At 64.2% G+C, this 25,155-nt stretch carries 25 protein-coding genes and 1 pseudogene; 11 read left to right on the top strand and 15 right to left on the bottom strand.

Annotation, left to right across the window (positions count from 1 at the left end; translation table 11 throughout):
* Nucleotides 1-48 precede the first annotated feature (48 nt).
* Nucleotides 49-846 (bottom strand): glutamate racemase, encoded by a 798-nt coding sequence (murI, locus tag IVB41_RS28840; protein WP_247437460.1) that lies wholly within the window; start codon nt 844-846, stop codon nt 49-51.
* A 173-nt stretch (nt 847-1,019) separates the two neighbouring features.
* Here murI and IVB41_RS28845 point away from each other — a divergent pair, with 173 nt between their 5' ends.
* Both IVB41_RS28845 and IVB41_RS28850 read left to right on the top strand, forming a co-directional pair.
* A complete protein-coding gene (locus tag IVB41_RS28845; protein ID WP_247437471.1) occupies nt 1,020-1,571 on the top strand; it encodes a cytochrome b in 552 nt (183 codons plus the stop codon).
* Nucleotides 1,572-1,741: 170 nt separating this feature from the next.
* Nucleotides 1,742-2,383: a glutathione S-transferase family protein gene (locus tag IVB41_RS28850; protein WP_247437473.1), complete on the top strand. Its 642-nt coding sequence runs from the start codon at nt 1,742-1,744 to the stop codon at nt 2,381-2,383.
* Between the two features lie 18 nt (nt 2,384-2,401).
* On the opposite strand, the gene IVB41_RS28855 is transcribed toward IVB41_RS28850, so the two are convergent.
* Together IVB41_RS28855 and IVB41_RS28860 are read right to left on the bottom strand one after the other, a co-directional pair.
* The gene (locus tag IVB41_RS28855; RefSeq protein WP_027567682.1) at nt 2,402-3,208 is read right to left on the bottom strand and encodes a Crp/Fnr family transcriptional regulator; all 807 of its coding nucleotides are present in this window, start codon (nt 3,206-3,208) and stop codon (nt 2,402-2,404) included.
* 278 nt (nt 3,209-3,486) lie between these two features.
* The gene (locus IVB41_RS28860; protein WP_247437476.1) at nt 3,487-4,584 is read right to left on the bottom strand and encodes a SecDF P1 head subdomain-containing protein; all 1,098 of its coding nucleotides are present in this window, start codon (nt 4,582-4,584) and stop codon (nt 3,487-3,489) included.
* Nucleotides 4,585-4,844: 260 nt separating this feature from the next.
* Here IVB41_RS28860 and IVB41_RS28865 point away from each other — a divergent pair, with 260 nt between their 5' ends.
* Both IVB41_RS28865 and IVB41_RS28870 read left to right on the top strand, forming a co-directional pair.
* On the top strand, nt 4,845-6,752 hold the full coding sequence (locus IVB41_RS28865; RefSeq protein WP_247437478.1) for an acyl-CoA synthetase: 1,908 nt from the start codon (nt 4,845-4,847) through the stop codon (nt 6,750-6,752).
* A gap of 193 nt (nt 6,753-6,945) precedes the next feature.
* A complete protein-coding gene (locus tag IVB41_RS28870; protein WP_407062504.1) occupies nt 6,946-8,802 on the top strand; it encodes a caspase domain-containing protein in 1,857 nt (618 codons plus the stop codon).
* A 162-nt stretch (nt 8,803-8,964) separates the two neighbouring features.
* On the opposite strand, the gene IVB41_RS28875 is transcribed toward IVB41_RS28870, so the two are convergent.
* Nucleotides 8,965-10,137 carry a M20 aminoacylase family protein gene (locus IVB41_RS28875; RefSeq protein ID WP_106944488.1) on the bottom strand — a complete coding sequence of 391 codons (1,173 nt, stop codon included), beginning with the start codon at nt 10,135-10,137 and terminating at the stop codon, nt 8,965-8,967.
* Nucleotides 10,138-10,245: 108 nt separating this feature from the next.
* Complete coding sequence (purB, locus tag IVB41_RS28880; RefSeq protein ID WP_247437482.1) at nt 10,246-11,553, bottom strand: adenylosuccinate lyase; 1,308 nt, start codon at nt 11,551-11,553, stop codon at nt 10,246-10,248.
* Nucleotides 11,554-12,131: 578 nt separating this feature from the next.
* On the opposite strand from purB, the gene IVB41_RS28885 reads away from it, so the two are divergent.
* A complete protein-coding gene (locus IVB41_RS28885; RefSeq protein WP_247287254.1) occupies nt 12,132-12,719 on the top strand; it encodes a TetR family transcriptional regulator in 588 nt (195 codons plus the stop codon).
* Nucleotides 12,720-12,860: 141 nt separating this feature from the next.
* On the opposite strand, the gene IVB41_RS28890 is transcribed toward IVB41_RS28885, so the two are convergent.
* From IVB41_RS28890 to IVB41_RS28915, 6 genes and pseudogenes are all read right to left on the bottom strand, one after another.
* Entirely contained in the window at nt 12,861-14,057 is a 1,197-nt protein-coding gene (locus IVB41_RS28890; protein ID WP_247437485.1) for a calcium-binding protein, read from the bottom strand.
* A 192-nt stretch (nt 14,058-14,249) separates the two neighbouring features.
* Nucleotides 14,250-14,342, bottom strand: a pseudogene (locus tag IVB41_RS28895) (DNA-binding response regulator); the annotation flags it as partial.
* A gap of 92 nt (nt 14,343-14,434) precedes the next feature.
* Nucleotides 14,435-14,734 carry a hypothetical protein gene (locus IVB41_RS28900; RefSeq protein WP_247437486.1) on the bottom strand — a complete coding sequence of 100 codons (300 nt, stop codon included), beginning with the start codon at nt 14,732-14,734 and terminating at the stop codon, nt 14,435-14,437.
* Between the two features lie 101 nt (nt 14,735-14,835).
* Nucleotides 14,836-15,873, bottom strand: coding sequence for an MBL fold metallo-hydrolase (locus IVB41_RS28905; protein ID WP_247437488.1), 1,038 nt, complete (start codon nt 15,871-15,873; stop codon nt 14,836-14,838).
* 239 nt (nt 15,874-16,112) lie between these two features.
* Entirely contained in the window at nt 16,113-16,763 is a 651-nt protein-coding gene (locus tag IVB41_RS28910; protein WP_247437490.1) for a response regulator transcription factor, read from the bottom strand.
* Nucleotides 16,764-16,770: 7 nt separating this feature from the next.
* Nucleotides 16,771-18,141, bottom strand: a complete 1,371-nt coding sequence (locus IVB41_RS28915; RefSeq protein WP_247437492.1) for a sensor histidine kinase — start codon at nt 18,139-18,141, stop codon at nt 16,771-16,773.
* Between the two features lie 179 nt (nt 18,142-18,320).
* On the opposite strand from IVB41_RS28915, the gene IVB41_RS28920 reads away from it, so the two are divergent.
* From IVB41_RS28920 to IVB41_RS28940, 5 genes are all read left to right on the top strand, one after another.
* Nucleotides 18,321-19,121 carry a MotA/TolQ/ExbB proton channel family protein gene (locus IVB41_RS28920; RefSeq protein WP_247437494.1) on the top strand — a complete coding sequence of 267 codons (801 nt, stop codon included), beginning with the start codon at nt 18,321-18,323 and terminating at the stop codon, nt 19,119-19,121.
* Nucleotides 19,118-19,804: a hypothetical protein gene (locus tag IVB41_RS28925; protein WP_027567694.1), complete on the top strand. Its 687-nt coding sequence runs from the start codon at nt 19,118-19,120 to the stop codon at nt 19,802-19,804. The genes IVB41_RS28920 and IVB41_RS28925 overlap by 4 nt, the downstream gene beginning before the upstream one ends.
* The gene (locus tag IVB41_RS28930; RefSeq protein ID WP_027567695.1) at nt 19,797-20,402 is read left to right on the top strand and encodes a hypothetical protein; all 606 of its coding nucleotides are present in this window, start codon (nt 19,797-19,799) and stop codon (nt 20,400-20,402) included. The genes IVB41_RS28925 and IVB41_RS28930 overlap by 8 nt, the downstream gene beginning before the upstream one ends.
* A gap of 116 nt (nt 20,403-20,518) precedes the next feature.
* Nucleotides 20,519-21,259: a metallophosphoesterase gene (locus IVB41_RS28935; protein ID WP_247362393.1), complete on the top strand. Its 741-nt coding sequence runs from the start codon at nt 20,519-20,521 to the stop codon at nt 21,257-21,259.
* Nucleotides 21,260-21,264: 5 nt separating this feature from the next.
* Nucleotides 21,265-22,689, top strand: coding sequence for a bifunctional serine/threonine-protein kinase/universal stress protein (locus tag IVB41_RS28940; protein WP_027567697.1), 1,425 nt, complete (start codon nt 21,265-21,267; stop codon nt 22,687-22,689).
* A 24-nt stretch (nt 22,690-22,713) separates the two neighbouring features.
* Here the strand turns inward: IVB41_RS28940 and IVB41_RS28945 are convergent, their stop codons facing one another.
* The 4 genes from IVB41_RS28945 to rpe all read right to left on the bottom strand — a co-directional run bounded on the left by IVB41_RS28945 (nt 22,714) and on the right by rpe (nt 24,099).
* Nucleotides 22,714-22,905 (bottom strand): hypothetical protein, encoded by a 192-nt coding sequence (locus IVB41_RS28945; RefSeq protein WP_007602380.1) that lies wholly within the window; start codon nt 22,903-22,905, stop codon nt 22,714-22,716.
* 21 nt (nt 22,906-22,926) lie between these two features.
* Nucleotides 22,927-23,103 (bottom strand): hypothetical protein, encoded by a 177-nt coding sequence (locus IVB41_RS28950; protein WP_197031140.1) that lies wholly within the window; start codon nt 23,101-23,103, stop codon nt 22,927-22,929.
* A gap of 4 nt (nt 23,104-23,107) precedes the next feature.
* Nucleotides 23,108-23,248: a hypothetical protein gene (locus IVB41_RS28955; RefSeq protein ID WP_162847284.1), complete on the bottom strand. Its 141-nt coding sequence runs from the start codon at nt 23,246-23,248 to the stop codon at nt 23,108-23,110.
* Between the two features lie 149 nt (nt 23,249-23,397).
* Complete coding sequence (gene rpe / locus IVB41_RS28960) at nt 23,398-24,099, bottom strand: ribulose-phosphate 3-epimerase (RefSeq protein WP_247437496.1); 702 nt, start codon at nt 24,097-24,099, stop codon at nt 23,398-23,400.
* A gap of 251 nt (nt 24,100-24,350) precedes the next feature.
* On the opposite strand from rpe, the gene IVB41_RS28965 reads away from it, so the two are divergent.
* Nucleotides 24,351-25,145 (top strand): EF-hand domain-containing protein, encoded by a 795-nt coding sequence (locus IVB41_RS28965; protein WP_247437498.1) that lies wholly within the window; start codon nt 24,351-24,353, stop codon nt 25,143-25,145.
* Nucleotides 25,146-25,155 lie beyond the last annotated feature (10 nt).

A 25,155-nucleotide genomic window follows, 5' to 3' on the forward strand; every position in this document is an offset into this window, starting at 1 on the left:
AGGAAACGACGAGGGCGGAGCCTAGCAGCGCGCCGTCGAGGCGCAAGGTCAGGCTGGAATGCGGCCGCCGAAGAACGGCGTCAGCTTGGCCGAAAGGCCATGGACGCGGTTCGAGGTGAAGATCATCTCGGCGCCGGACTGCGCGATGCCACTGGTCTGCGCGCCGAGCAGATCCGAGACGCGGCGGGCGATCGCGGGCGCCGGATCGATCCAGTCGACCGGCCAGGGCGCGAGCTTTTTCAGCCGGTCGAGCAGCAGTGGATAATGCGTGCAGGCGAGCACCACGGTGTCGGTGCGTGCGCCTGCGTCCCCGGCATCGCCGACGAAACACGGGGCGAGCTCGGCGAGGATGGCGTCGTCGCTGACGGGAGAGCCGCTGAGCTCTGCTTCAGCCAGCGCAGCCAGCTCGGGCGAACCGACCAGTGTCACCTCGCAGCCTTGCGCGAAATCCCGGATCAGCGCCTTGGTGTATTCGCGCTTCACCGTGCCCTTGGTGCCGAGCACCGACACCCGCCGGCTCCTCGACTGCGCGCAGGCCGGCTTGATCGCGGGCACAGTGCCGACGAAGGGCAGGGAATAAGCGGCGCGCAGATGCGATAGGACCAAGGTGGACGCCGTGTTGCAGGCGATGACGACGAGGTCAGGATCATGCGTGCCGACCAATTCCCCCATCAGCGGCACCACGCGGGCGATGATCTCGTCCTCGCTGTGGTGGCCGTAGGGAAAGAAGGCGTCGTCCGCGACGTAGACGTAATGCGCGTCGGAGCGCGCGGCCACGACCTCACGCAGGACCGTGAGCCCGCCAAGGCCGGAATCGAACACCAGAATCGTCGGGGAATTGGTCACGTGATCACTCTAGCCGGACATGGTTACCATTCGGTTTTTGGGGCGGTTTTGCGGCAGGGGCGCTTAGGGCTAATTTGGACCGATTCGATTTCGCGATTGCCGCATGGACCCGATATCAGCTGCCGGACTGCGGCGCGGATAGGGACAGGCCCGCAAAACTCCGGAGAGCCGACATGATCAGAAATACCAGCCACGGCTGGGGCAGCATTTCCCGATGGCTGCACTGGGTTCTGGCGCTGACCATCATCGGCATGATCGGCTTCGGGTGGTGGATGAACCACATCCCGGCGCGTCCCGACCGCTTCTTCTACCGCTCGATCCACGCCGATATCGGCTATGTGATTCTGCTGCTCACGGTGCTGCGCCTGGTCTGGCGCCTCGTTAACCCGACGCCCGCCATGCCGGCCGAGACCTCGCGGTGGCAGAAGGTCGCCGCCCATGTCAGCCAGGGCGCGCTCTACCTCGCAGTCATCGTCGTCACCATGCTCGGCTGGGCGCATTCCGGTGCGCACGCACCTGATTATTCGGACTTCTTCGGCCTGTTTCACGTGCCGCAATTCACCGCCCCCGACCGCGTGGCGGCGGGCGCCTATGAAGACCGCCACATCCTTTTTGCCTATGTGCTGCTCGCCTTGATCGCGGTTCACGTGATCGCCGCGCTCTGGCACCACTTCATCCGCCGCGACCGCGTCGTGGCGCGGATGGTGACGGACGAGGCGGGGTAGGGCGGACATGGGAGGAAGCATCGCGCCCGCAGCCTCCGCATCGTCATTGCGAGCGCAGCGAAGCAATCCAGAATCTTTCCTTTGTGGCAGTCTGGATTGCTTCGCTGCGCTCGCAATGACGGAGTAAGATGTGGGTCACGAACTATCCGATTGCGATCGCAGGAGGCCTCATGCTCACCGTCCATCATCTCGGCAAGTCGCAGTCCGAGCGTATAGTCTGGCTGTGCGAGGAGCTGGCGATTCCCTACGAGTTGAAGCGCTATACGCGCGATCCCGTCACCATGCTGGCTCCGGCCGAGTACAAGGCGTTGCATCCGATCGGGGCGGCGCCTGTGATCACCGACGGCGCACTGGTGCTCGCGGAATCCGGCGCGGTCGTCGACTACGTCGTTGCAAAATATGGCAACGGCCGACTCGTGCTCGGGCCCACTCATCCCGCCTTCGCGCAGTTTCTGTATTGGCTTCATTTCGCCAATGGCACCCTGCAACCCGGCATGGGGCGGATGATGATCCTGAGCCGGCTCGATCTCGCCAAGGACAGTCCGACCCTGCTCGCGATGAAGGGGCGTCTCGATCGGGCCTTCGATCTTCTCGACGCAAGGCTTCGCGAGGCCGAATACCTTGCGGGCAGCGCCTTCACGACCGCCGACATCATGACGGTGTTCTCACTCACCACCATGCGCTACTTCCAGCCCTATGACGTGTCGCGCTGTCCCAACGTGGTCAAATATCTCGGCCGCATCGGCGCGCGGGCGGGCTATCGGCGTGCGATGGAGAAGGGCGACCCGGGCATGGCGCTGCTGTTGAACTGAGCGGCGAGGGGCAGTCGATCACGCGATCCTGTTCGTGGTGGCCGCGCGCTCCGACGCCAGCTGCTTCTGGAGGCGCTCGATGTTCTGCAGCAGGCGCTGGCTGGTCAGCACCAGGAAGTAGTAGCCGAACTGCGGATCCTGGAAGTAGATCTCGAGCAATCGGTCATAGGTAATCGTCAACACCTGCCCGTCTTCGATGCATTCGATCGTTCCGGTGCGCCGGTTGCCCGGCGTGAGGAAGCCGAGCTCGCCCATCAGCGCGCCCGGCATGATCTCGATATTGATCTCCTTGACCAGGAACTTGCCGGTGACCGTGAGGAGCATCTCCTTGGCTGGGTCGCCCAGTTTGAACAGCGTGTCGCCGCGGCGATATTTGCGTTCGGTCATGAACGGCTTGAGCCATTCGATCGACATGTCGCCTTCGGCCGCATGGCGCGCCTTCTTGACGAGCTTGAGCATCTGCCGCAGGCGCAAGGCGTTGATCGGGAGCAGCAGGAGATAGAGCAGGAAGGTCGAGACGTTGGCAGAGAGCGCACCGAAGACGGCGAAGAACGCGCAGCCGACCATGTTGGCAACGCGCAGCGGAACCATCGTCCGCATCAGGAGGGTGGCGACGAAGAAGCCGGCGCCGACCGCGGCAAACATATTGGCCAGCGTGATGTTCTGGACGAAGATCTCCAGCATCCGATTGAAGATCGAGTCATAGGTGACGTTGTTCGGATCGAGGCCCATCTGGACCAGGATCTTCGCGATCCTGAGGTTATCCGTCGCCGCCTCGAGAATGCGGTCGAGGATCGACGAAATGTCTGCGCTGCCGGACGGCATGGTACTATCCCCGCGTAAGGCCTTCAGTCACGGTCGGTCTTCTCGACACCTATAGCCGAAATCGAACGACGACCGCTTGAATGAAGCTTTCGGCCGCCGTGCCGCAAGAGGCAAATTTTAGCCTGATCGGGCGTTTCGGCAATTGCCTGTTTGGCGGTGCGTATGGCCGTGGCGCGCCCGCGATTCGGGGCCCACCGGGTACGAGCCTCGGCGTGGTGGACCTCGACGCCGGATAGGGCGGGGCGGGACCAGGCGTGGGCGTGGGGCGATCCCCGCTCTTAGGGTTTGGCGGCGGGCTGCACGACCTGCTGCTCGACCAGGCTGAGGTGCCCGGGCAGCGAACCGGCGCGCAGCAGCATGGCGACGCTGTTTGCTTCCTCCAGGGTGAAATTGCCGGAGATCTGGCCCGAGCCGCCGGTGATGGGCTCGCGGATCACGGGGGCGGAGATCACCTTGCCGTCGAGCACGATGGCGAAGGGCTTTGCTACGTTCTCTTCGGTGATGTGGGCAAAGCGCCGCGTGCCACGGCCGTTGAAGCGGAACGAGGCGATCGGCTCTTTCGTGGCGCTCGCAAAACCCGGGCCCGCATAGCTGATGTCGTCGCCGTCGAGCACGCTGTCCTGGGCGACCAGATAAAGGCTCTTGTCCTTGAAGCCGGGCAGGACTTCCGTGCCGGCCGGCGGCGTGCCGGATTGCGCTTGGTCCGGCGGCATCGAGAGGTCGATCAGGCGGAAGCCGACCTTGACCCTTCGGGCGAACACCGCGGTGACGCGCTCGGGCTCCATCAGACCGGGCAGGAAGATGCGGATGCGCTCGGTCCCATCGGGCTGGACGCTGGCGAGCTGGACGCCGGCCTCCTTCAGACGCTGCTCGATCATGGCGATGGTATCTTCGACGAGTTCGTGCAGCCGCGCGGCGGATGCCGCATTGGTCGGGGCAAGCCTGACCATTCCGTCGCCGCCGTCGGTCACGGCGAGTGCATGCGACGGCAATCCCTCCGCGGCTGACGCGAGCTTGCGCGCAAGCTGCTCGCGGCCCTTGGCGTCCGCGATCTTCAACTCGACGCCGCCGTCGCGGATCGCAAGGCCGGAGAAGGCGATCTTGCCGTCGCGCAGGTTCTTGTAGACGCCGTCGCGCAAATCCGTGACGACGCTCTCGCGCAGGCCATCGGTGTCCACCTTGTAGACGATGCGGGACCCGCCGAGCTTCTCCATCTTGTCGCTGATGAAGGCCGATATCTTGGCGCGCATCTTGTCGATCTGGCCGTCCTCGGCGTGTGCGGCGCGGGGCAGGGCGAGCACCGATGTCATGATCCCTGCTGTCACGGCGAGCGCGATGAACAGTCGGGTAGCGCAATCCCGCGGGAGCGTAGTCATGATCACCTCAAGTCTTGCGCCAGGGCGCTGGCAAGGACACCGGCATGTGAGTCCAATGCCAGTTCTTGGTCCCCGGATCTGGCGCGCAGGTTCAAAAGCCTCTCACCAGAGCCCGATTACGGCGGCCGTTAGGTCATGGACGAACGCCAAATCATCCATCATTCTGCCCGTGCTCGGCCGGCCATCGGTCGAGGTCTCGCCAACCCAAAAAGTCAAAAGACGGGGCGCGGGGACATGCATCTGAGGGAGGACGGAATTCCATGGCGGGCATCCACGCGCTCGATCGCTTCATCGGCAACGACTATCCGGACCTGGCAACGGACGCAGAGGTTCGAGCCTTCGAGCAGGTCCCTTACGCCGATCGCGTCGCGGCCGAGAGCACTTACGATGCCATCAGGCTGGGTGCGGCCCGTAACCCCGACGGGCCGGCGCTGCAGTTCCTGCAAAATGCCGATCCCGCCGACACGCCGGTCGTGGTCACGTACCGCGACTTCATCGCGCGTGTCACGCAGGCCGCCAACATGTTTCACGCACTCGGCGTCGAGAAGGGCGACGTCGTCAGCTTCATGCTGCCGCTGGTGCCGGACGCCTTCGTGACGCTGTTCGGGGCGGAGGCCGCCGGCATCGCCAATCCCGTCAATCCGCTCCTGGAGCCGCACCAGATCGCGGAAATTCTGGAGGCTGCGAACACAAAAGTCCTGGTGGCGCTCGGGCCGATGCCGGGCACCGACATCTGGCAGAAAGTCGAGCAGATCAGGCCGCAACTCAAGCACCTCAAGGCGATCGTGCAGGTGTTCGGTGCTGGCGATCCGGCGAGGGGAATCCTTTCGTTCAACGACCTGATCAGGCAGCAGCCTTCGGACCGCCTTATCAGCGGGCGCAAGATTCTGGGCAGCGACATCGCCGCCTATTTCCACACCGGCGGCACCACCGGCACGCCAAAGCTGGTGCGGCACACGCACGCCAACCAAGTGTATCAAGCCTGGGCGCTCAATCTGCTGCTGGAGTCGAAGCCGGGCGCCAACATGCTGTTCGGCATGCCGCTGTTTCACGTCGGGGGCTCGTTGACGCAGGTGCTGACGACGCTCTCGGCCGGCGGTTCGCTGGTCGTGCTGTCGCCGAGCGGATGGCGCAATCCGAATGCGGTCAAGAACATCTGGCAACTGGTCGAGCGCTTCAAGCCCGAAGCGCTGTCGAGCGTGCCGACGGTGCTCGCCGCAACGCTCGCGGTGCCGCCTGGCAATGCCGACATCTCCAGCCTGAAATATGCAGCCGGTGGCGGCTCCGCGATCCCGGTCGCGGTGGGGTCTGCGATCCAGGACAAGCTCAAGCTGCCTGTCGTCGAGGTCTACGGCATGACCGAGACCTCGAGCGTTCACACGCTGGCCTATCCGTCACGGCCGATCCGACTCGGTTCGGTCGGCCTTCCTATGCCTTACGCGCGGGTCCGCATCGTCCAGCTCGATGCTGACGGCAAGCTGATCCGCGACTGCGCGCCGGACGAGATCGGCGTCGTCATCATGGCCGGGCCCGGCGTGTTCGGCGGCTATCTCAACGACGAGCACAACAAGGGTGCTTTCGTCGACGAGGTCTGGGTCAATTCCGGCGATCTTGGCCGGCTCGATGCTGACGGTTATCTCTGGATCACCGGCCGCGCCAAGGATCTCGTGATCCGCGGCGGCCACAACATCGATCCGGCACCGATCGAGGAGATCATGTTCCGTCATCCCGCCGTCGGCTTTGCCGCGGTGGTCGGCCAACCCGACGCCTATGCCGGCGAACTGCCGGTGGGATATGTGCAGCTGAAGCCGGGGGCGACCGTCGAGCCGGGGGAGCTGGAGACGTGGGTGCGCGAGCGTACTCCGGAGCGCGCGGCTGTCCCGGTGCAGGTCATCCCGATCGATCCGATGCCGGTGACCGGCGTCGGCAAAGTGTTCAAGCCGCAGCTGCGCTGGGACGCAGCCCAGCGCGTGTTCACGAAGGTGCTGACACCCCTCACTGAGCGCGGCATCGACTGCAAGGTCAGGGTCGGTGCTCACGGCAGCCACGGCTCGATCGCTACCGTGACGCTGGCGGGCCTGCCGGCGGATCAGCGCGAAGCGGTTGCGCGCGAGGTGCACGCACTGCTTGCACCGTTCGTGATGCGCCACGAGGTGGTGCAGATGTAACGGACCCAACGGACGGCTTCGGCGTCAGCTCGAAAGCAGGGCGACGCTTCGCCGCATTAGCCATACCCCCGATAGAGCCCCCTATGTGACAAGTATCACATAGGAAGAATTGGCAATCGGCGATGCTACCGAATAGTCTCATGGAATTGCATCCGGGGGGACGCAAGTGATTCCGTTTCGGATATTTGCTTTGTTGATTTTGGCCATTGGCCTCGCCTGCGGACCGGCCCATGCGGACCGGCGGGTTGCGCTTGTCATTGGCAATTCCGCCTACAAGAGCGCGCCCAAGCTCGGCAATCCCGTCAACGATGCCACTCTGGTCGGCGGCATGTTCAAGAAGGCCGGCTTTGATTCCGTCGACTTCAGGTTGGATCTCAGCGCGAGCGAGATGCGGCGCATGTTGCGTGAGTTCGCCGGCAGGACCCGCGATGCCGACATGGCGGTGATCTATTACGCCGGCCACGGCATCGAGCTGGAAGGCACAAACTATCTCATTCCGATCGACGCGACGCTGGAGACGGATGGCGACGTGCTCGACGAAACCATCCCGGTCGAGCGCGCGCTGTTCGCGGTGGAGCCGGCCAAGCAGCTGCGCCTGATCATCCTGGATGCCTGCCGCGACAATCCGTTTTCCAAGACCATGAAGCGGACGCTGGCCTCGCGCGCGATCGGACGCGGGCTTGCCAAGGTCGAGCCGACCAGCCCCAACACCATGATCGCTTTCGCCGCGAAGGCCGGTTCGACCGCGTCCGACGGTGACTCCAGGAACAGCCCGTTCGCCGTCGCTTTGGTCGAGCACTTGCCCAAGCCGGGCCTCGATTTGCGCAAGGCCTTCGGCTTCGTGCGCGACGACGTGCTCAAGAGCACTGGCTACAAGCAGGAGCCCTATGTCTACGGCTCGCTCGGCGGCGACGATGTGCCGCTGGTCGCGACCAAGCCGGCAGCGACCGGTCCGCAGGCCAATCCGCAGGATTCTATTCGCAGGGATTACGAACTCGCGCTGCAGCTTGCCACGCGCGACGGTTGGGAAGCCTTCCTGGCGCAATATCCCGAGGGGTTCTATGCAAATCTCGCCAAGGGCCAGATGAACAAGATAGCCGCCGAAGAGACGCGCGCCTCGGCCGAGCAAAAAGCGAATGCGGCCGAGCAGCAGAAGGCAAAACTTATTGCCGAACGTGCCCAGAAGGCCGAGCAGGACAAGGCGGCCGCGGCGGCCAAGGCGGCCGAAGAGGCCCGGATCGCGGCGGAGAAGCAGAAGCAGATCGAGCAGGCGAGGACGGATGCGGCCGAGCAGCAGCGCAAGCTGGCCGAAGCTGCCGCGGCGAAAGCACAGGCCGAGAAGCAGGCGGCGGAGAAGGCCAAGGCCGAGCTTGCCGCCAGGCAGGCCGCCGAGAAGGCGGAACAGGCGGCAAAGCCTGTGGCCGATCGGCAGATGCCTGAGGTCGAGCAAAAAGTTGCAGCCCTTTCACCGGCGCCGGCATCCACATTGTCGGCGGCTGATCTGACAAAATCCGTGCAGAGTGAATTGCGCCGCGTCGGCTGCCTGTCCGCCACCGCCGACGGCGATTGGAGCGCAGCATCGCAGCGTTCGCTGGCCCTGTTCAACAAATATGCCGGCACCCAATTCGACGCCAAGCTCGCAAGCGTCGACGCGCTGGATGCACTGAAGGCAAAGCCCGGACGCGTTTGCCCGCTCATTTGCAATTTCGGCTCCAAGGCGGACGGCGATCAATGCGTGAAGATCAGCTGCCGCGCCGGCTATCGCGTCGGTGACGACAACGAGTGCGAGAAGGCGCCGGATCAGAAGCCCGTTGCAGCGCGAGACAACGCGATCAAGCAAGACTCTAAGCGGGAAGAGCAGAAACGCGAACGACTTGAGCGAGGAAAGGCCGACACAGCTCCGGCGAAGCCGCAGGCGTCCGGACAGATGTTCTGTGGACCGGCTGGCTGCAGGCCGGTCCAACATGGCTGTCGCCTGCAATCCGCTCGATCTGGCCCGCAAAGCACAGCAGCCATGATGTCGGGAGGGCAAGTGGAGGTTTGCAATTGATCGCGCGGGTTCTTGAGACTGCTGTCACGTTTGAACAGCAGAAGAACTTATGGCTCTTCTCCGGCTCGTGTGGGTGATTACCGAGCGTTCATGCCTAGATTTGCCGCCAGTGCAATCCGGTGGGAGTTCTCCCGAGTGTTGCGTCGTGCACCGAATGCAGCCTTAACCGGCCGGCATCCGCGTCTCCACCAGTCGCGCCCAATACGACGCGCCGTGGCCGAGGATGTTGTCGTTGAAGATGTAGCTGGGATGATGGCACTCGTTGCCGTCGCCCATGCCGACCAGGATCATCGCGCCGGGGCGCGCTTCCAGCATGAAGGAAAAGTCTTCGGCGCCCATCATCGGGATGAACTTGTCGTTGACGCGCTCGGCACCGACGATGTCGCGGGCGACGTCGGCGGCAAGGCCAGCCTCGCGCGCATGGTTCATCGTCACCGGATACATGCGCGTGTATTTGGTTTCCGCCGAACCGCCATAGGCGCGCGCGACGCTGTCGGCGACTTCGCCGATGCGGCGCTCGACGAGATCGCGCACTTCAGGGTCGAGCGTGCGCACGGTGCCGCCGAGCTCGGCGATCTCTGGGATGATGTTGAAGGCCGTACCGGAGTGGAATTGCGTGATCGAGATGACGGCGGACTTCAGCGGATCGACGTTGCGCGCGACGATCGATTGCAGCGCGTTGACGATCTGCGCGCCGATCAGCACGCTATCGATCGACTTGTGCGGACCCGCGCCGGCATGGCCGCCCTTGCCGTGGACGGTGATCTGGATGTTGTCTGAGGAGGCGAGCATCGCACCCGGCGTGGTCGCGAAATGTCCTTCGGGCAGGCCCGGCATGTTGTGCATGCCATAGACCTCCTGGATGTTCCAGCGCGTCATCAGCCCGTCCTCGACCATCGCCTTGCCGCCGCCGCCGCCTTCTTCCGCGGGCTGGAAGATCACGACCGCGGTGCCATCGAAGTTACGGGTCTCGGCGAGATATTTGGCAGCGCCGAGCAACATGGCGGTGTGACCGTCATGGCCGCAGGCGTGCATCTTGCCGGGGACCTTGGAGGCGTAGGCGACGCCCGACGTCTCCATGATCGGCAGCGCGTCCATGTCGGCGCGCAGGCCAATGGTCTTGCCCGAGGCGGATTTGCGGCCACGGATCACACCGACGACGCCGGTGCGGCCGATCCCCGTCACCACCTCGTCGCAGCCGAACTCGCGCAAGCGGTCGGCGACGATGCCGGCGGTGCGGTGGACGTCGTATTGCAGCTCCGGGTTCTCGTGGAAGTCATGGCGCCAGGCGGCCATTTCGTCGGAGAGGGCGGCAACGCGGTTGACGATGGGCATGAGGAAGGTCCGCCTTGATTTGTAGCCCCGGATGAGCGAAGCGACATCCGGGATCTTTGTGAGGGAAGTCCCGGGTATCGCTGCGCTCACCCGGGCTACGAAGGACGTTCAGCTCTCGCCGAACACGCGCTTGAAGATCGTGTCGACGTGCTTGAAGTGATAGCCGAGGTCGAACTGCTCCTCGATCTCGGCGTCGGTGAGATACTTCTTCACGTCAGCGTCCTTCTTCAGAAGCTGGAGGAAGTCGCCTTCGCCGCGCCAGACCGGCATGGCGTTGCGCTGCACGAGCTTGTAGGCGTCCTCGCGGCTTGCGCCCTTCTGGGTCAGCGCCAGCAGAACGCGCTGTGAATGCACGAGGCCGCCGAGGCGGTCGAGGTTCTTCTGCATGTTGGCGGGGTACACCAGCAGCTTGTCGATCAGGCCGGCGAGGCGGACCAGCGCGAAGTCGAGCGTCACGGTGGCGTCGGGGCCCATCATGCGCTCGGCGGAGGAGTGCGAAATGTCGCGCTCGTGCCAGAGCACGACGTTCTCCAGCGCCGGCGTCACATAGGCGCGCACCATGCGCGACAGGCCGGTGAGGTTTTCCGACAGCACCGGGTTGCGCTTGTGCGGCATCGCCGACGAACCCTTCTGCCCTTCGGAGAAGAACTCCTCGGCTTCCAGCACCTCGGTGCGCTGCATGTGGCGGATCTCCACCGCGAAACGCTCGACCGAGGACGCGATCACGCCGAGCGTCGAGAAATACATCGCGTGGCGGTCGCGGGGGATGACCTGCGTCGAGATCGGCTCGGGGACGAGGCCCATGGCCTTGGCAACATGCTGTTCGACGCGCGGATCGATCTGGGCAAAAGTGCCGACCGCACCGGAGATGGCGCAGGTCGCGACTTCCTTCCGCGCCGCGATCAGGCGTTCCCTGGCGCGCGAGAATTCCGCATAGGCATAGGCGAGCTTGAGGCCGAAGGTCACGGGTTCGGCGTGGATGCCGTGGCTGCGGCCGATGGTCGGCGTCATCTTGTGCTCGAGGGCGCGCTTCTTCAGCGCCGCCAGCACCTTGTCGAGGTCGGCGAGCAGCAGGTCGGCGGCGCGGGTGAACTGGACGTTGAGGCAAGTGTCGAGCACGTCGGAGGAGGTCATGCCCTGATGCACGAAGCGCGCCTCGGGGCCGACGATCTCGGCGAGGTGGGTGAGAAAGGCGATGACGTCGTGCTTGGTCTCGCGCTCGATCTCGTCGATGCGGGCGACGTCGAAACTGGCGTCCTTGGCCTTGGCCCAGACCGTTTTGGCGGCCTCCTTGGGGATCGTGCCGAGCTCGGCAAGGGCGTCCGCCGCATGCGCCTCGATCTCGAACCAGATCTTGAACCGGGTCTGCGGCTCCCAGATCGAGGCCATTTCCGGGCGGGTATAGCGGGGGATCATTGGACTGCTCCAGGAAGGTGGGCGGGCGACCCGGAAGGGGCGACCTGCCAAAATGCTTTTTACGCCGTGATCTAGCAGAGCGGGGAGGGCGAAACAAACGGCGCCGGCAACGTAGCGGGGGATGATTGGGCTGGACAGGATCATCGGCCCGGCGGCGGGGCGATGGGCAGCCGGCCTCAGGGGGGAAGCTCGCAGATATTAACTGTCAATCACGGATCATTGACTGACAGATATTGAAATCTGTCAGCGAGACGTGTATATCCATTCCTGGACGCTCCGATTGGGCGTCTGGCGGCATCCCGGGAGCCCGACGTCCCAAGCAAATGGGGGATTGAGGGTCGCAATTGAACAACGGGGACCGCCAATTGATTGGAGACTTACGACAATGACGACCGAAATCATCAATTTGACCGGGACGATTGGGCACTGGCTCAATTTACTGGTGGCGCGCCAGATCGCGGCGCAGGCTGCAAAACTGCCTCATTAAGGCGAGAGCTTTCCGAAACGACCGGCACGGGCGCTTCGGAAGCAGCTCCATCGCCGGGTAACTGAGCCCTCAACGGGAACATGGTGCTGGCATGAACGAAGCCGTTATCTTGACGCCGGAGCGGATCCTCGAAGTCACCGAGGACGTGCTGCGGCGTTACGGACTCGCCAAGGCCACCGTAGTCGACGTCGCCCGTGCGCTCGATGTGAGCCACGGCAGCGTCTATCGCCATTTCCCGAGCAAGGCCTCGTTGCGCGAGGCCGTCGCAAAACGCTGGCTGGACCGCATCGACGCGCCCTTACGCCAGCTCGCCGAAGAGCAGGGCCCGGCCCCGGCGCGGCTCGACCGCTGGCTGCGCACCCTGTTCGCCGCCAAGCGTTCGCGCGTGCTCGACGACCCCGAGATGTTCGACACCTATCTGACCCTGGCGCGCGAGGCCTGTGCAGCCGTCAAATGTCACAAGGACACGATGATCGACCAGATCGCGGCGATCCTGTCCGATGGCGTGACGCAGGGCGTGTTCGCCGTGGACGATGTCAAGACCACCGCGCGTGCGATCTTCGATGCCACCGTCCGCTTCCACCATCCGGCTCATGCCGACGAATGGAAGGACGCCGATCTCTCGGCGCGCGTCGATGCGACGCTGGCGCTGGTATTGCGCGGGCTGAAGGCGGCGTGAGGTTGCGGAGCTTGCGTACATCGCAGCTTGGGGCTTGATTCACTCCTGCTCATGACTTTGGCGATCGGCAGGATGACGGGCCTGGCCTCGACGATTCTCTCGTGACCACCATCCCATCATCCTGCTTGGCTGTGAGCGCCGTCAGATGACGAAGTCCGCTGGATGCAGGGCCGCCGTGTGCACACCGTCCAACGTGATGGTATCGTTGGCGGTGAGGTGGATCACGGCATCGCCGGCGCTATTGTCGCCAATGAGGCTGGAGAGGGCTGCCCAGTCTGCGAAGCCGTAGTCATGCAGGTTGATCAGGTCATGTTCGCTGGTGGTGCTGCCGACAGCTTGGTTGCCTTGATTGAAGTCGTTGATGATGTCCTGGCCGGAGCCCGTGTTGAACACGAACGTGTCGTTGTTCGGCCCGCCCCACAAGAGATCATTGCCGCCACCACCGTTGAGGGTATCCGTGCCTCCGGTGATCGAGCCGGGTGAGGAAGGAGCGTAGCTCATCGCATCGCCCGCCAGGCGATCGGGGCTCGATCCGCCGGTGAGGATGTCGTTCCCGCCGTGAGCATTGCCCGACATCGTGGGAGCGTCGCCGTACAACGTCGTGCTGAAAGCAGCTCGCTCGCCATCGACGACGGCAGTGAGGATATCGTTCCCGCCCTGGGTATTGTCGGACATGGACGTTCCGGAATCGCCCGACAGGCTTCCTCCTCCCAGCTGGGCGTCACTGCTCGCCGCAAAGGTCAGGATGTCGTTTCCGCCGACCGCGTTGTCAGTCATGGCACCCGTGGCATCGCCGCTGAGTGCGTCGCCGCCGCCATTTATCCCATAGTCCGTGGCGCTCAGCGTATCGTTCCCGCCATGCGCATTGCCGCTCATGGCACCTCCAGCGTCTCCGCTGAGCGACCCGAACGATCTCCATCCGGTCGACGCCGTCAGCGTGTCATTGCCGCCTCCCGCGTTGCCCGACATGTCGCCCTGGACGTCGCCATAGAGATAAACATTGGTGTAGAGCGAGTTGTGGGCATCGACATTGAGGGTGTCGTTCCCGCCCTGGGTATTGTCCGCCATGGATTGGGCATCACCAACGGTGATGGCACTATCCCAGCCGCCATCCACGCTCACCAGGAGACTGTCGTTTCCTCCGTGAGAATTGCCATGCATGGCCACCAGGTCTTCCCCAACGAGCGTCACGTTCGAGTTGAGACTCGATATGGCTGCCGTCAACGCATCGTTTCCGCCCCAGTCATCGGTTGCCAACCCGGGATCTCCGAGCACGGTCATGGATTGACCAAAGTCCGGCAGGGTGACTGCGATAGTGTCGTTTGGCAGTTGGTGCATGTCGCTTCACTCCGATTTCATTTCAGTCGCGGGGCCTGAAAGCAGCGGAGCTCTTTGCGAGACGCGCTGTGGCCGCGCTTAACGTTGAATTTGCTCGGAGTTGATGGCGGAGATTTGCTTTGGGTTGGATTTCATTGCGGCCGGAGGAACTTCGGCGCGCGGGGTAACGGAACTCGAGCGACGCCAGAAATTCGTCAGCCCGCAAGCCGCTGCGAGCTGCGCATCCGTGCGCGCGCCGGTCTTCGTCTTGATCAGATAATGATAGTTCTGCAGCGTCTTGACGCTCGCGCTGGTATTGCGCGGGCTGAAGGCGTCGGCCGGACTTCCTTCGCGCGGTCCGAAGCCGCGACACCTGACGGGACCTGTCGGTTTCTATCTCAGACCTTATGGGCAACGCTGCCATTGCCGAGCGAGCGCGAATGATGGGTCTTTTTTCGCGCACGTAAGGCGGCGTTGGCCGATGGCACGACCGACGGGCTTTCCGGATAGGTATTGACTTCGATTTCGACCACGTCCTTTGACCGCTTTCGAAGGCGATAGAACGCAAGTTCCTGCTCGAGGATGGGGCAGTGGAATTGGATCGTCGCTGTGTCTGGCAGACGGCAGAGTTCATCGATGAGCTCGCCGACAGTGATGATCGGGGGATGATGGATGGCTTCGCGGATAGCCTTACTCATGGCGCAACTCCCTCACTCTGCTACTAACCACGGCGCGACGGTGTCAGTTCCAATCCTACCGGTCACAGCATGATCTAAAGTGCGAGCCGCGGGCCAGCGCCCTAAAGCGCGGGCGCCAAATGCGAGCTGCGCAAGCGCAATATGCCGAACGGGTCTTCGCGCCCAGCGGGTTTGCGATAGGTCGCAAGGTCGTCGAGCGTCGGACCTTCCCCGCGCCTGTCATTCACGCCCGCAACCGTTGCAACCGGAATCGACGTGCCGAGGCCTGCGTAGAGATAGTTGTCGCCGAACGCCTTCTTGAGCGCGGCAAAAGTCGGCTCACCGGTGCAATGTCCCGGGGCTACGCTGTCGACCTTGAACCTGTCCTTGAGGGCGGTAACGACTTTCGCGATGGCTTCGTCAGGTGCGACGACCAGATGAAATCCCCCCGCGATGAGATGAATCCTGGGATTGATACCCGTCGCCGCTTCGACGATGCGCTCTATGCCGGGGTGCGAACAACCGACCAGAAGGACCATGCCGTCGGCCGTGTTGACGGCCAAGGACAGTTCCTTGAGTTCTCTCGTGCCCGGTGCGTCGGAAATCAGCGAGATAAGTGTGATACCGGGAGCGATCTCGGTGGTCTGATCGATCAGTTCGAAGTTCGCGTGGGCCCATGCCGTGCCGAACTTCATCACCGCGGGCGGCTTGCCTGCATAGTACCGCATCTCCGGCGGCAAAGCCTCGTCCTTGCGGTAGAAGCCGGACGGCAGAGACGAGCCGTAGATGCCAAATCCTTCCTTTGGCGCGTAGATCTTGACCGTCGGATTGATGCTCAGGAGGTAGGACAAGCCGGCCATATGATCGGAATGGCGATGCGAAAGAACGACAAAGTCCAGGTCCGAGAGATCAACTCCCTTGGCCTTCACGTTCGCCGCGAAGATTTCGGGATCGTTACCCGTATCGAACAGGATGCGTTTTCCTGCGATTTCGACTAGGGCGGAGAAACCCCAGTCCTTTGTCATCGCATCATTTGTGCCGAAGGCGTCATAGAGAATGGTGATCTGTTCTTTCGCCTCCGTTGCCGCGCTTTCCGTAAGCCCGGTCGCAAGAACGCCGAAGGCGATCAGTGCTGTAAGAAGACTGTTCCTGATGTTCATGAAAGCGTCTCCTGTTGTCGTGCAAGACATACAACGGGAAGGAGGGCGGCCTCGAGAGCCGTCCAAACTGGCTCTCGACGAAAGATCGGAGCCGGACGCACATCCACTGGCGGCTTGGTGCTGGATGCCGTGCCTGTGGTGAAACCTAGCACAATCTAAGAGAGATTTGGAGACCTTCGTTGGAATGGCCAGTTGGGAACCAGTTATTCTGGTCGCAGTAACCGGCTCGCCGTCACGCTCTAGATCTTCGTCAGCCCACAACTGGCTGCCAGCCGCACCAGCTGCGCATCCGTGCGCGCTCCGGTTTTGGTCTTGATCAGATAGTGATAGTTCTGCACCGTCTTCACGCTGAGATTGAGTTGCGCAGCGATCTGTTCGGTCGTGGCGCCGCCGGCGAACTGGCGCAGGATCTCGATCTCGCGTTCGCCCAGTTGATCCAGCGCCGAGCCCGCCGACAGGCTGTCCTCGGCCAGGATATGCGCGATGTCGTCGCTCATGGCGCGTTCGCCGCGCGCAACGCTGCGGATCGCGGACACGACCGCGGACGGCTCGCTGCTCTTGGTGACGAAGCCGCTGGCGCCGGCACTGAAGGCTGCCTTCACCAGCACGGCCTCGTTGTGCATGGTGAAGACGAGGATCCGGGCCCGCGGGCTGCGCGCGCGGATGTTGCGGATGGCTTCCAGCCCGCTCGCGCCGGGCATCGAGATATCCAGCAAGACCACGTCGGGATCGCGCGCCTTGAAGGCGCTGTAGGCATCCGCGGCGTTGTCGGCTTCCGCCACGACATGCAGATCGCCCTGGCTTTCCAGCACGCGCCGATAGCCTTGCCGCACGATCGGATGGTCGTCGACCAGCAGCACGGAGATGCCTGTTGCCGTAATCTCGTTCATGCCGGCCTCACGCGGCGAGCGGGATGGTGGCGGCGACGCTGAGTCCGCCTCGGGCGGGCAGGATCGAGAATGAGCCGCCGGCCGCTGCGACGCGCTCGCGGATGCCCGTGAGGCCAAAGCCGGCCGACTGCTTTACGCGTGCTGCGTCGCCGCCGCCATCGTCTTCGACGCGGATCAGCAACGCATCGTCGTCGCCCGCTCGCCGCTCGACGCTGAGCGAAATCTCGCGTGCCGCGCCGTGGCGCAACGCGTTGGTCAGGCATTCCTGCGCGACGCGATAGGCGGTGGTGGCAGCCGGGCCGCTGATGTCGGTGAAGTCGCCCCGGAGATCGAGCTGGATCGTCGGTCGCGCCGCGCTCTGCGAGCGCCAGCTATCCACCAAATTCACGAGGCTCGCCTCCAGCCCAAGCTCGGCGGGCAGGGGATTGCGCAGGCGCTTCAGCGCGTCGCGTAGCGAGGCCATCAGATGATGCGTGGCCTGCGAGATCATCCGCGCGTCCTGCACGATATCGTTGTGCTTGTCTGCTTTCGTGCTCGCCGTCTCGATGGTGTTGGCGAAGGCGAGGATGGCCGAGAGATTTTGTCCGAACTCGTCGTGCAACTCGCGGGCGAGCGCGCGGCGTTCGTCGTCACGGATCTCGATCAGGCGCCGCGTCAGCGCCGCGCGTTGCTCGGTCGCTTCCTCCAACCGGCCGCCGAGCTCGCCGACGGCGCTGCCGATCATCGCCAGCTCCATCGAGCGGAAGCGCGGCAGTTTCGTGCGATACTGACCGCGGGCCATGCGCTGCAAGGCGATCACGATCGTGCGCGCCGGCGCCAGCGCATGCGCAATCGCGAGCGAAGCCAGGAGCGCGATCGCCGCCGCCATCAAGAGCGCGACGTCGATCACGTTGAGGATGTATTCCCAGGCGAGCGAGATGGCGGCCGTTTCATCCGGCGTCGCGACCACCGTTCCGGCGGTCGCCGCGCGGGGACTGACGGGCCGTATCGCTTCGGCATGGCTGCCGAGGAAGGTCGGCACAATCGATGCAAACCAGCGCGGCGGCGCCTTGCCGAGCCCCTCGCTCTGGCCGCAGAGCGGCTTTTCGAATGCGATGGCCGGTTGGAATTCGACGCAGACGCCGGGTGAGATCAGCTTCATCGTCTCCAGCGTGCGCCACTCCGGAACCGGCAGAAGCTGCTCGCGTGTTCTGCTGCTACGCAACAAGAATTCGCGCCAGTACAGGGCTTGCAGCGCCTGGGCGACCCGCTGCGCCGAGGCCGCAGTCGCCCGGTCGACGCTGCGATAGGCGTCGAACGTGGCCCAGATGGTGGCCGCCCCGAGGCAAAGCGCGACGATGAGAAGCAGACGGGCGACAAGCTGAAGCACAAGGCGCATGCGATCACCCCAAAATTTGGTAAGGTCAGCCTAACAACGCCGCCGCGCCTTGCCAATTGCGAGGCACGGCAAGATGGCAGCTCGGGCAAATTTCCCAAGCCGGATTGGGCATGGCTCTTTGGACCGGGCGCGGCGGCTTTGATCTAATGGGCGGAATTCACGGCCAGGAGCAGTGCAGCATGAGTTCGATGACGATTGGGCCGATCGCGGGGCCTGTTGCCGACCCATCCGAGCGCAGCGCGCTCCTGTTCTGGATGATCTTCACCGGGCTTTCGATCTTCGCCGTCGTGCTGCTGTGGCGGTTCGGCCTGATCCGTCTGATGCTGACCTCGGACCGGACCTACATTTCCAGCGTGATCGCACTGCTCTATGTGCTCACCTGCGGTCACTGCTTCCTGCGCACGCGGGCCATCGCCCGTGAGGGCGCGGCGGCCCGGCGCTGCCGCGCGGTGCTCGCGGCGCCCGAGGGCGGGAGGGCGCTCGACGCCGGCGCGGCTGCGCTGCCGCGCGGGCTGGTGCGTGATCACATCGAGAGCCTCGTGACCAAGGCCGCGGCGCAGGACTACCGCCCGGTCGACCAGACCCTATTGCTGCGGACGCTTGCCGACCGGCTGCGCGGCTCCAACGGCTTCGGGGCCTTCGTCTCGGATACGCTGATGAAGCTCGGTCTGCTCGGCACCATCGTCGGTTTCATCATCATGCTGGCGCCAATCGCGGGGCTGGATGCCGCCGACAAGGTCGCGATGCGGTCCTCGATGGGGCTGATGAGCGACGGCATGGCGGTCGCGATGTACACGACGCTGGCGGGCCTGGTCGGTTCGATCCTGGTCCGCATCCAGTACTACATGCTGGATGCCGCGACCCAGCGGGTGTTCTCGGATGCCGTGGTGCTGACCGAGACTTATGTGACGCCGGTGCTGGAGCGCAAGGGTTTCGGAATCACGGGTTCTGGAATCAAGGGCGCTGGAATCGCGACATGATGGATGATTTCGGTCTCTATCCGCGCGAGGAGCCGTTCGATCCCTTGGGCGTGATGCTGTTCAAGGCACTCCAGGTGATCGCTTTCCTGTTCTTCCTCGCGCTGCTCGCGGTCTCACCGGACGCCAAGGACGGCAAGATCGATTCCAAGGCCGAGTTCATGATCACGCTGGACTGGCCCGACAGCCATCCCGACGATCTCGACCTGTTCGTGCAGGATCCCGTGGGCAACATCGCCTGGTATCGCCACCGCGAGGCCGGTTTCCTCACGCTCGACCGCGACGACCGCGGCGGAGCCAACGACTTCATCGTGGTCAACGGCAAGAAGATTGCCTCGCCGATCCGCGAGGAGATCGTCACGGTGCGGGGCATCGTTCCCGGCGAATACACCGTCAATGTCTCACATTTCGTGGCCACGACCGGCGAACCCGTCACAGCCAATGTGAAGGTGCAGAAGCTCAATCCCACAGCGCAAGTGGTCTTCGACAACAAGTTCACGGTCGATCACACCGGCGACGAGAAGACCGCGGTGCGGTTCCGGCTCGATGCCGAGGGCAAGGTCGTCAATGTGGATCAGCGGCCGAAATCGCTGCTGGAGACGTTTCGCAGCGGCTGGCGCAACGGCGCCGATCTCGACCCGAGCACTGGCGTGAGCAAGAACGCTGTGAGGGTGCGCCGTGACTAGCCTGCAGACGGTCATCCTCACGCTATCGATAGCTTACGCCGTCATCGGCGCGCTGCTGCTGGTCGTGTTGGTCTATGCGCGGCTGCACTGGTCGATCAAGGCCGTTGCGGTGGTCGTGACCAGCGCCTTCTATGTCGTCAGCTTCACGGAAATGCGCGGGCTGCTCGGCTGGGCCAGCGCCGACCGGCTGCCGGCCTCCTTCAAGCTGCTGAAGGCCCGCATCGTCGAGCCGCATTCGCTGGAAGGCGATCCCGGCTCGATCTATCTCTGGGTCGAGCAGCTCGACGAGGACAATCGCCCAAGCGGCATACCGCGCGCCTTTCGTGTGCCCTACAATGACAGGCTGGCCGACAAGACCCATGCGGCGGAGAACGAGATCGCGCTGGGACATCCGCAAGGCGGCCGGGCCGCCGATTTCGGCGGCGGCGATGGCAGCCTCATCGACATGGTCAGGGAATATGTGACGCCCAAGACGATCCTGGAGACGAGCGGAGGCGATTCCTCGACCGGCGAATTCCTGGCGCCACCGGCCGGCGCGCAGGGCGCCGTGTTCACCCCGATTCCGCCGCCCCGGATGCCGCCGAAGGACGAGCAATAGGCTCTTCACCATCGCGACAGGGCAGCGCTGGCAAACCGCGCGCCGCTGGCGCATGTTCTTGACCTCCCTCAATTTGGCCTTATCGGCTCCTAATAAGGTTCGAGGGTGGAGGGTGCGTGCTTCTCGCTGTCTTCTCGGATATCCACGGCAACCGGCAGGCGTTCGAGGCGTGCCTGAAAGTCGCGCGGGCGCGGGGCGCCGAGCGGTTCATCCTGCTTGGCGACTTCGTGGGCTATGGCGCCGACCCGGAATGGGTAGTGGATACCGCGATGGAGCTGGTCGCCCAGGGCGCCGTCGCTGTGCGCGGCAATCATGACCAGGCGGTGAATTCCTCGGCCGAGACCATGAATGCCGAGGCGCAAGTCGCGATCGAATGGACCCGCGGCCGGCTCGACACCGCGCAGCGGCGGTTCCTGGCGGAATTGCCGATGCTGGTGGAGGACAGCGATCGTCTGTTCGTGCATTCGGAAGCCTCCAGCCCCCTGAGCTGGCACTATGTCCGATCGACGGCGGACGCCGCCAAAAGCCTGATCGCGACGCCCGCTCATGTCACGTTCTGCGGCCACATCCACCGCCCGGCGATCTATTCGATGTCGGTGACGGCGAAGATGTCGGGACTCGTGCCCAAGACCGACGTCTCCGTACCGCTGCTGCGCGGGCGGCAATGGCTAGCGGTGCTCGGCTCGGTCGGCCAGCCCCGCGATGGCGATCCCTCCGCGGCTTTCGTGCTGTTCGACACGGTCACCTGCCTGATCACCTATTGCCGCGCGCCCTACGATGTCGAGACGGCCGCGAACCGGATCCGTGAGAACGGCCTGCCGCACTGGCTCGCCGACCGATTGTCGCAGGGGCGCTAGAGGCGATGCCGAAACCCCTCGTCAAATCAGGCGCAGAGATCGACGGCTACACCATTGGCGAATGCGTCCATGCCGGCGGCATGGCGACGCTGTGGACGGTCACCCATCCCGGCATCGAGGTGCCGCTGCTGATGAAGATTCCGCGGGTGTCGGAGGGCGAGGATCCCGCGGCGATCGTCTCCTTCGAAATGGAAATGATGATCCTGCCGCGGCTGGCCGGGCCGCACGTGCCCTCAAGCTTCGGCACCGGCGATTTTGCCCACCAAGCCTATGTCGTAATCGAGCGCATCACCGGGACAACGCTCTACAAGCGGCTGCCCGACCTGCCGCTGCCGTATGACGAGGCGCGGCAACTCGTCGCCAGGATCACGACGGGGCTGGCGGATTTGCACCGGCAGAACGTGATCCATCACGACATCAAGCCGAGCAGCATCATGTTCCGCGAGAGCGGCGAGGCGGTGCTGATCGACTATGGCCTGTCGCATCACAACCACCTGCCTGACCTGTTGCAGGAGGAATTCCGCCTGCCTTACGGCACCGCGCCCTACATGGCGCCTGAACGGCTGTCAGGGGTGCGCGACGATCCGCGCAGCGATTTGTTCTCGCTTGGCGTGCTGCTCTATTTCTTCACGACCGGCGAGCGGCCGTTCGGCGAGGGCGAGACGCTGCGTGCGATGCGGCGCCGGTTGTGGCGCGATCCGCACCCGCCGCGCGGCTTGCGCGCCGACTATCCGCCCTGGCTCCAGGAGGTGGTGCTGCGGTGCCTCGAGATCGAGCCGGTGCGGCGCTATCCGACGGCGTCGCAGCTCGCCTTCGATCTGACCCATCCGGACCAGATCAGGCTCACGATGCGCTCGGAGCGAATGAAGCGCGATCCGCTCAGCGTCGCCTGGCGCCGCCGGTTCAACCAGGGTGTCATGGCGCCCCGCGCGAAATCGGATGTCGCAGCCCAGCTCGCATCAAGCCCGATCGTTGCGGTCGCGCTCGATACGGCGGAAGGCGAGCCGGAGTTGAACGAGGCTCTGCGCATGACGACGGAACGCATTCTCGCCACGCTGCCGTCGGCGCGGCTCGCATGTCTCAACGTGCTGAAGCTCAACCGCATCGCGATTGACAGGACGCTGGATGAGCAGGGCTCCAACAAGCATATCGACCGGTTGGTGGCGCTCAGGCACTGGGCCACTCCGCTCAAGCTCGATGAGAGCCGGCTGTCGGCTCACGTGCTGGAAGCCGTCGATCCCGCGGCGGCCATCCTGGAGTTTTGCGAGGTGAACCACGTCGACCACGTCATCATCGGCGCGCGGCAGGGCTCGTTCAGGCGCACGCTGCTCGGCAGCGTCTCGGCCAAGGTGGCCTCGGAAGCGGCCTGCACCGTTACCGTGGTACGGCCGCCGCGAATGGCTGCGGATGTGGGCGAAGAGGCCGGATAGGGCGGCGCTCTGGATCCTGGAGATTCAGGCCGCGTGAGCGGTGTGGACGGAGCGCTTGCGGCGGATCGGCCAGGAGAATTGCGGGCCGGGCTCGCCGTGATCCGCGCTACCGCCGAAGAACTGGATGATCTCGCGGCAGGGCTCGCAGTTGAACAGGTTACGCGACGCGGACGCCTTGGTCATTTCTTTCAGGCAGTTCGGGCAATGCGGCTTCATGAGCTTGGTCCAGAAAAGAATTCAATGCCGGCGCGGTGACCGGAGCGGATGATCCAGGTCCATGTCGGGCCCGGTGTCGTCGCGCATCTCGCCTTCGGTGCGTTCGAGCCGACCGAAGAAAAAATCGAGGTCAGGATGCGGGCGCCGCGGGATGCGGCACCGGCGCTTCGGCTGACGCTTTACGAGCGCGATCTGCATGGGGTCAGGCCCGATACCAGTCGCGACGGGCGATGCGGGCCGAGCGTACCGAGACCTTCACCGGTCCGGCTGATGGACCAAACACAACAAACGCACAAAAACCAAGCCACAACGCCACGCCAGTCCAAACCAAGGTCGTCGTCATGATGTGCTCCCGCGAAACAGGCAAGAATCACTAGCGGTGATTTGCGCGAATCAGGGAAGCCCGGAGGAGTACGGATCAAGGTTGCAAATTTAGGCATTGCGCGCCGCAACACCCGTAGAAGCCGCACGTCTGCGGAGCCGAGCGGGCCCTCAGATCGCCTCGCCACGCGCGCCCGCGGCGGCGTTGCGGATCGCCGCGATGTTGGTCTTGTAGGCGTCCTGCGTGCCGCCCCTGAACACGGACGTGCCGGCGACGAAGGCGTTGGCGCCGGCTGCGGCGAGGGGACCTGCGACGTCGGAGCCGACGCCGCCGTCGACTTCGATGTCGATCGGACGGCCCGCCGTCATCGCGCGGATGTCGCGGATCTTGCCGATCGAGGCGGGGATGAAGGCTTGGCCGCCGAAGCCGGGATTGACCGACATCACCAGCACGAGGTCGACCAGGTCCAGAACGTATTCGAGCGCGCTGATCGGCGTGCCCGGATTGAGCGAAACGCCGGCCTTCTTGCCGAGAGCGCGGATCGCCTGAAGCGAGCGGTGCAGATGGGGACCGGCCTCGGCATGCACGGTGATGTGGTCGCAGCCGGCTTTCGCAAAGGCCTCCAGGTAGGGGTCGCAGGGCGAGATCATCAGATGCGCGTCGAAGATCTTCTTGGTGTGCGGGCGCATCGCCTTGATGACGTCGGGGCCATACGAGATGTTGGGAACGAAGTGCCCGTCCATGACGTCGAGATGGATCCAGTCGGCTCCGGCGGCGTCCACGGCGCGCACCTCCTCGCCGAGCTTGGAGAAGTCCGAGGCCAGGATCGAGGGCGCGATTGCCAGGGGGCGGGGAGCGAAGGCTTGGGTCATGGCGGTTTCCCGTGGCGGCCGTGAAAGATGGACTCGCCTAACATGGGCCTCTCAGCCGGGCAATGCAGGGGCGGCGTGCTTCCTGTGGGCGGAAATTTCTGCCGCGACCGGCATGAATTGCCGGTGTTCCCGGGCCGTGCAAAGCGCGGTGAAAGCGGATTTCATTGAGCTTTTTGCGCTGGCACGGCGCTTGCTGACTTCACCTGAACAGAACATTGGCCGCGGCATGCCGCATCGGTTGGAGTTGTGCAATGTTGTTCGCTCTTGGGGCCGTATCGAGCGCGCTCGACGCGATCCAGTCGCTGACGAATTCGAAATCGTCCTCGTCGACGCAGAAGACGGGGTCCTCGCAAAAGCCTGCGACCAATCCGTTCGCGATCGACAGTGGCAGCAACAGCACGACCGGCGCGACCTCGTCGGTCAATGCGGGCAAAACCCCGCAGATCTCGCCGGAGACGATGAACGCGCTGTTCGCCGCACAGAGCCAATCCTCGGACAGTACGAGCAGCGCAGCGAGCTCGACCTCGTCCAGTTCAATATCCTCGTCCTCCACGCGCCGCGACGCCGCCCTGAAGGATCTGTTCTCGCAGATCGATGGCGACGGCGACGGCAAGATCACCGAGTCGGAATTCGAGAATGCGCTCGGCGCCGGCGGCACCAACCTCGCGCAGGCCGACGACGTGTTCTCTAAGCTGGATACGAATACCGACGGCAGCGTCAGCCTCGATGAGATGTCGAAGGTGCTGAAGAGCGGCCATCGCGGCCACCATCACGCGCAAGGTGCGGGCGATGCGTCCGGCGGCGGTTCGGATTCCTCCTCGCGGTCCAGCGGCGGTTCGACCTCGACCTCGACGACCGGCGCCGACGGCTCGACCACCACCACCGTCACCTACGCCGACGGCTTCAAGATGTCGACGACGGTCCCGGGCGCCTCCAGCCCCCGTAATTCGGCGTACGATCTGTTCGCGCAGTTGATGCAGCGGCAGGGCGGGCAGGGACAAGGCGCCTCAGCGGCTGTCGGTTCATCCATGTCGATGAGCGTGTAACCTTGCTCAC

This window comes from Bradyrhizobium sp. 44, assembly GCF_023073095.1.
In the GTDB taxonomy this organism is placed as follows: domain Bacteria; phylum Pseudomonadota; class Alphaproteobacteria; order Rhizobiales; family Xanthobacteraceae; genus Bradyrhizobium.

Bases quoted from the DNA above. Each gene is read 5' to 3' on its own strand.
- IVB41_RS28845 (WP_247437471.1), top strand. From the start codon at position 1,020: ATGATCAGAAATACCAGCCACGGCTGGGGCAGCATTTCCCGATGGCTG.
- IVB41_RS28850 (WP_247437473.1), top strand. From the start codon at position 1,742: ATGCTCACCGTCCATCATCTCGGCAAGTCGCAGTCCGAGCGTATAGTC.
- IVB41_RS28855 (WP_027567682.1), bottom strand. From the start codon at position 3,208: ATGCCGTCCGGCAGCGCAGACATTTCGTCGATCCTCGACCGCATTCTC.
- IVB41_RS28860 (WP_247437476.1), bottom strand. From the start codon at position 4,584: ATGACTACGCTCCCGCGGGATTGCGCTACCCGACTGTTCATCGCGCTC.
- IVB41_RS28865 (WP_247437478.1), top strand. From the start codon at position 4,845: ATGGCGGGCATCCACGCGCTCGATCGCTTCATCGGCAACGACTATCCG.
- IVB41_RS28875 (WP_106944488.1), bottom strand. From the start codon at position 10,137: ATGCCCATCGTCAACCGCGTTGCCGCCCTCTCCGACGAAATGGCCGCC.
- purB (WP_247437482.1), bottom strand. From the start codon at position 11,553: ATGATCCCCCGCTATACCCGCCCGGAAATGGCCTCGATCTGGGAGCCG.
- IVB41_RS28885 (WP_247287254.1), top strand. From the start codon at position 12,132: ATGAACGAAGCCGTTATCTTGACGCCGGAGCGGATCCTCGAAGTCACC.
- IVB41_RS28890 (WP_247437485.1), bottom strand. From the start codon at position 14,057: ATGCACCAACTGCCAAACGACACTATCGCAGTCACCCTGCCGGACTTT.
- IVB41_RS28900 (WP_247437486.1), bottom strand. From the start codon at position 14,734: ATGAGTAAGGCTATCCGCGAAGCCATCCATCATCCCCCGATCATCACT.
- IVB41_RS28905 (WP_247437488.1), bottom strand. From the start codon at position 15,873: ATGAACATCAGGAACAGTCTTCTTACAGCACTGATCGCCTTCGGCGTT.
- IVB41_RS28910 (WP_247437490.1), bottom strand. From the start codon at position 16,763: ATGAACGAGATTACGGCAACAGGCATCTCCGTGCTGCTGGTCGACGAC.
- IVB41_RS28915 (WP_247437492.1), bottom strand. From the start codon at position 18,141: ATGCGCCTTGTGCTTCAGCTTGTCGCCCGTCTGCTTCTCATCGTCGCG.
- IVB41_RS28920 (WP_247437494.1), top strand. From the start codon at position 18,321: ATGAGTTCGATGACGATTGGGCCGATCGCGGGGCCTGTTGCCGACCCA.
- IVB41_RS28925 (WP_027567694.1), top strand. From the start codon at position 19,118: ATGATGGATGATTTCGGTCTCTATCCGCGCGAGGAGCCGTTCGATCCC.
- IVB41_RS28940 (WP_027567697.1), top strand. From the start codon at position 21,265: ATGCCGAAACCCCTCGTCAAATCAGGCGCAGAGATCGACGGCTACACC.
- IVB41_RS28945 (WP_007602380.1), bottom strand. From the start codon at position 22,905: ATGAAGCCGCATTGCCCGAACTGCCTGAAAGAAATGACCAAGGCGTCC.
- IVB41_RS28950 (WP_197031140.1), bottom strand. From the start codon at position 23,103: ATGCAGATCGCGCTCGTAAAGCGTCAGCCGAAGCGCCGGTGCCGCATC.
- IVB41_RS28955 (WP_162847284.1), bottom strand. From the start codon at position 23,248: ATGACGACGACCTTGGTTTGGACTGGCGTGGCGTTGTGGCTTGGTTTT.
- rpe (WP_247437496.1), bottom strand. From the start codon at position 24,099: ATGACCCAAGCCTTCGCTCCCCGCCCCCTGGCAATCGCGCCCTCGATC.
- IVB41_RS28965 (WP_247437498.1), top strand. From the start codon at position 24,351: ATGTTGTTCGCTCTTGGGGCCGTATCGAGCGCGCTCGACGCGATCCAG.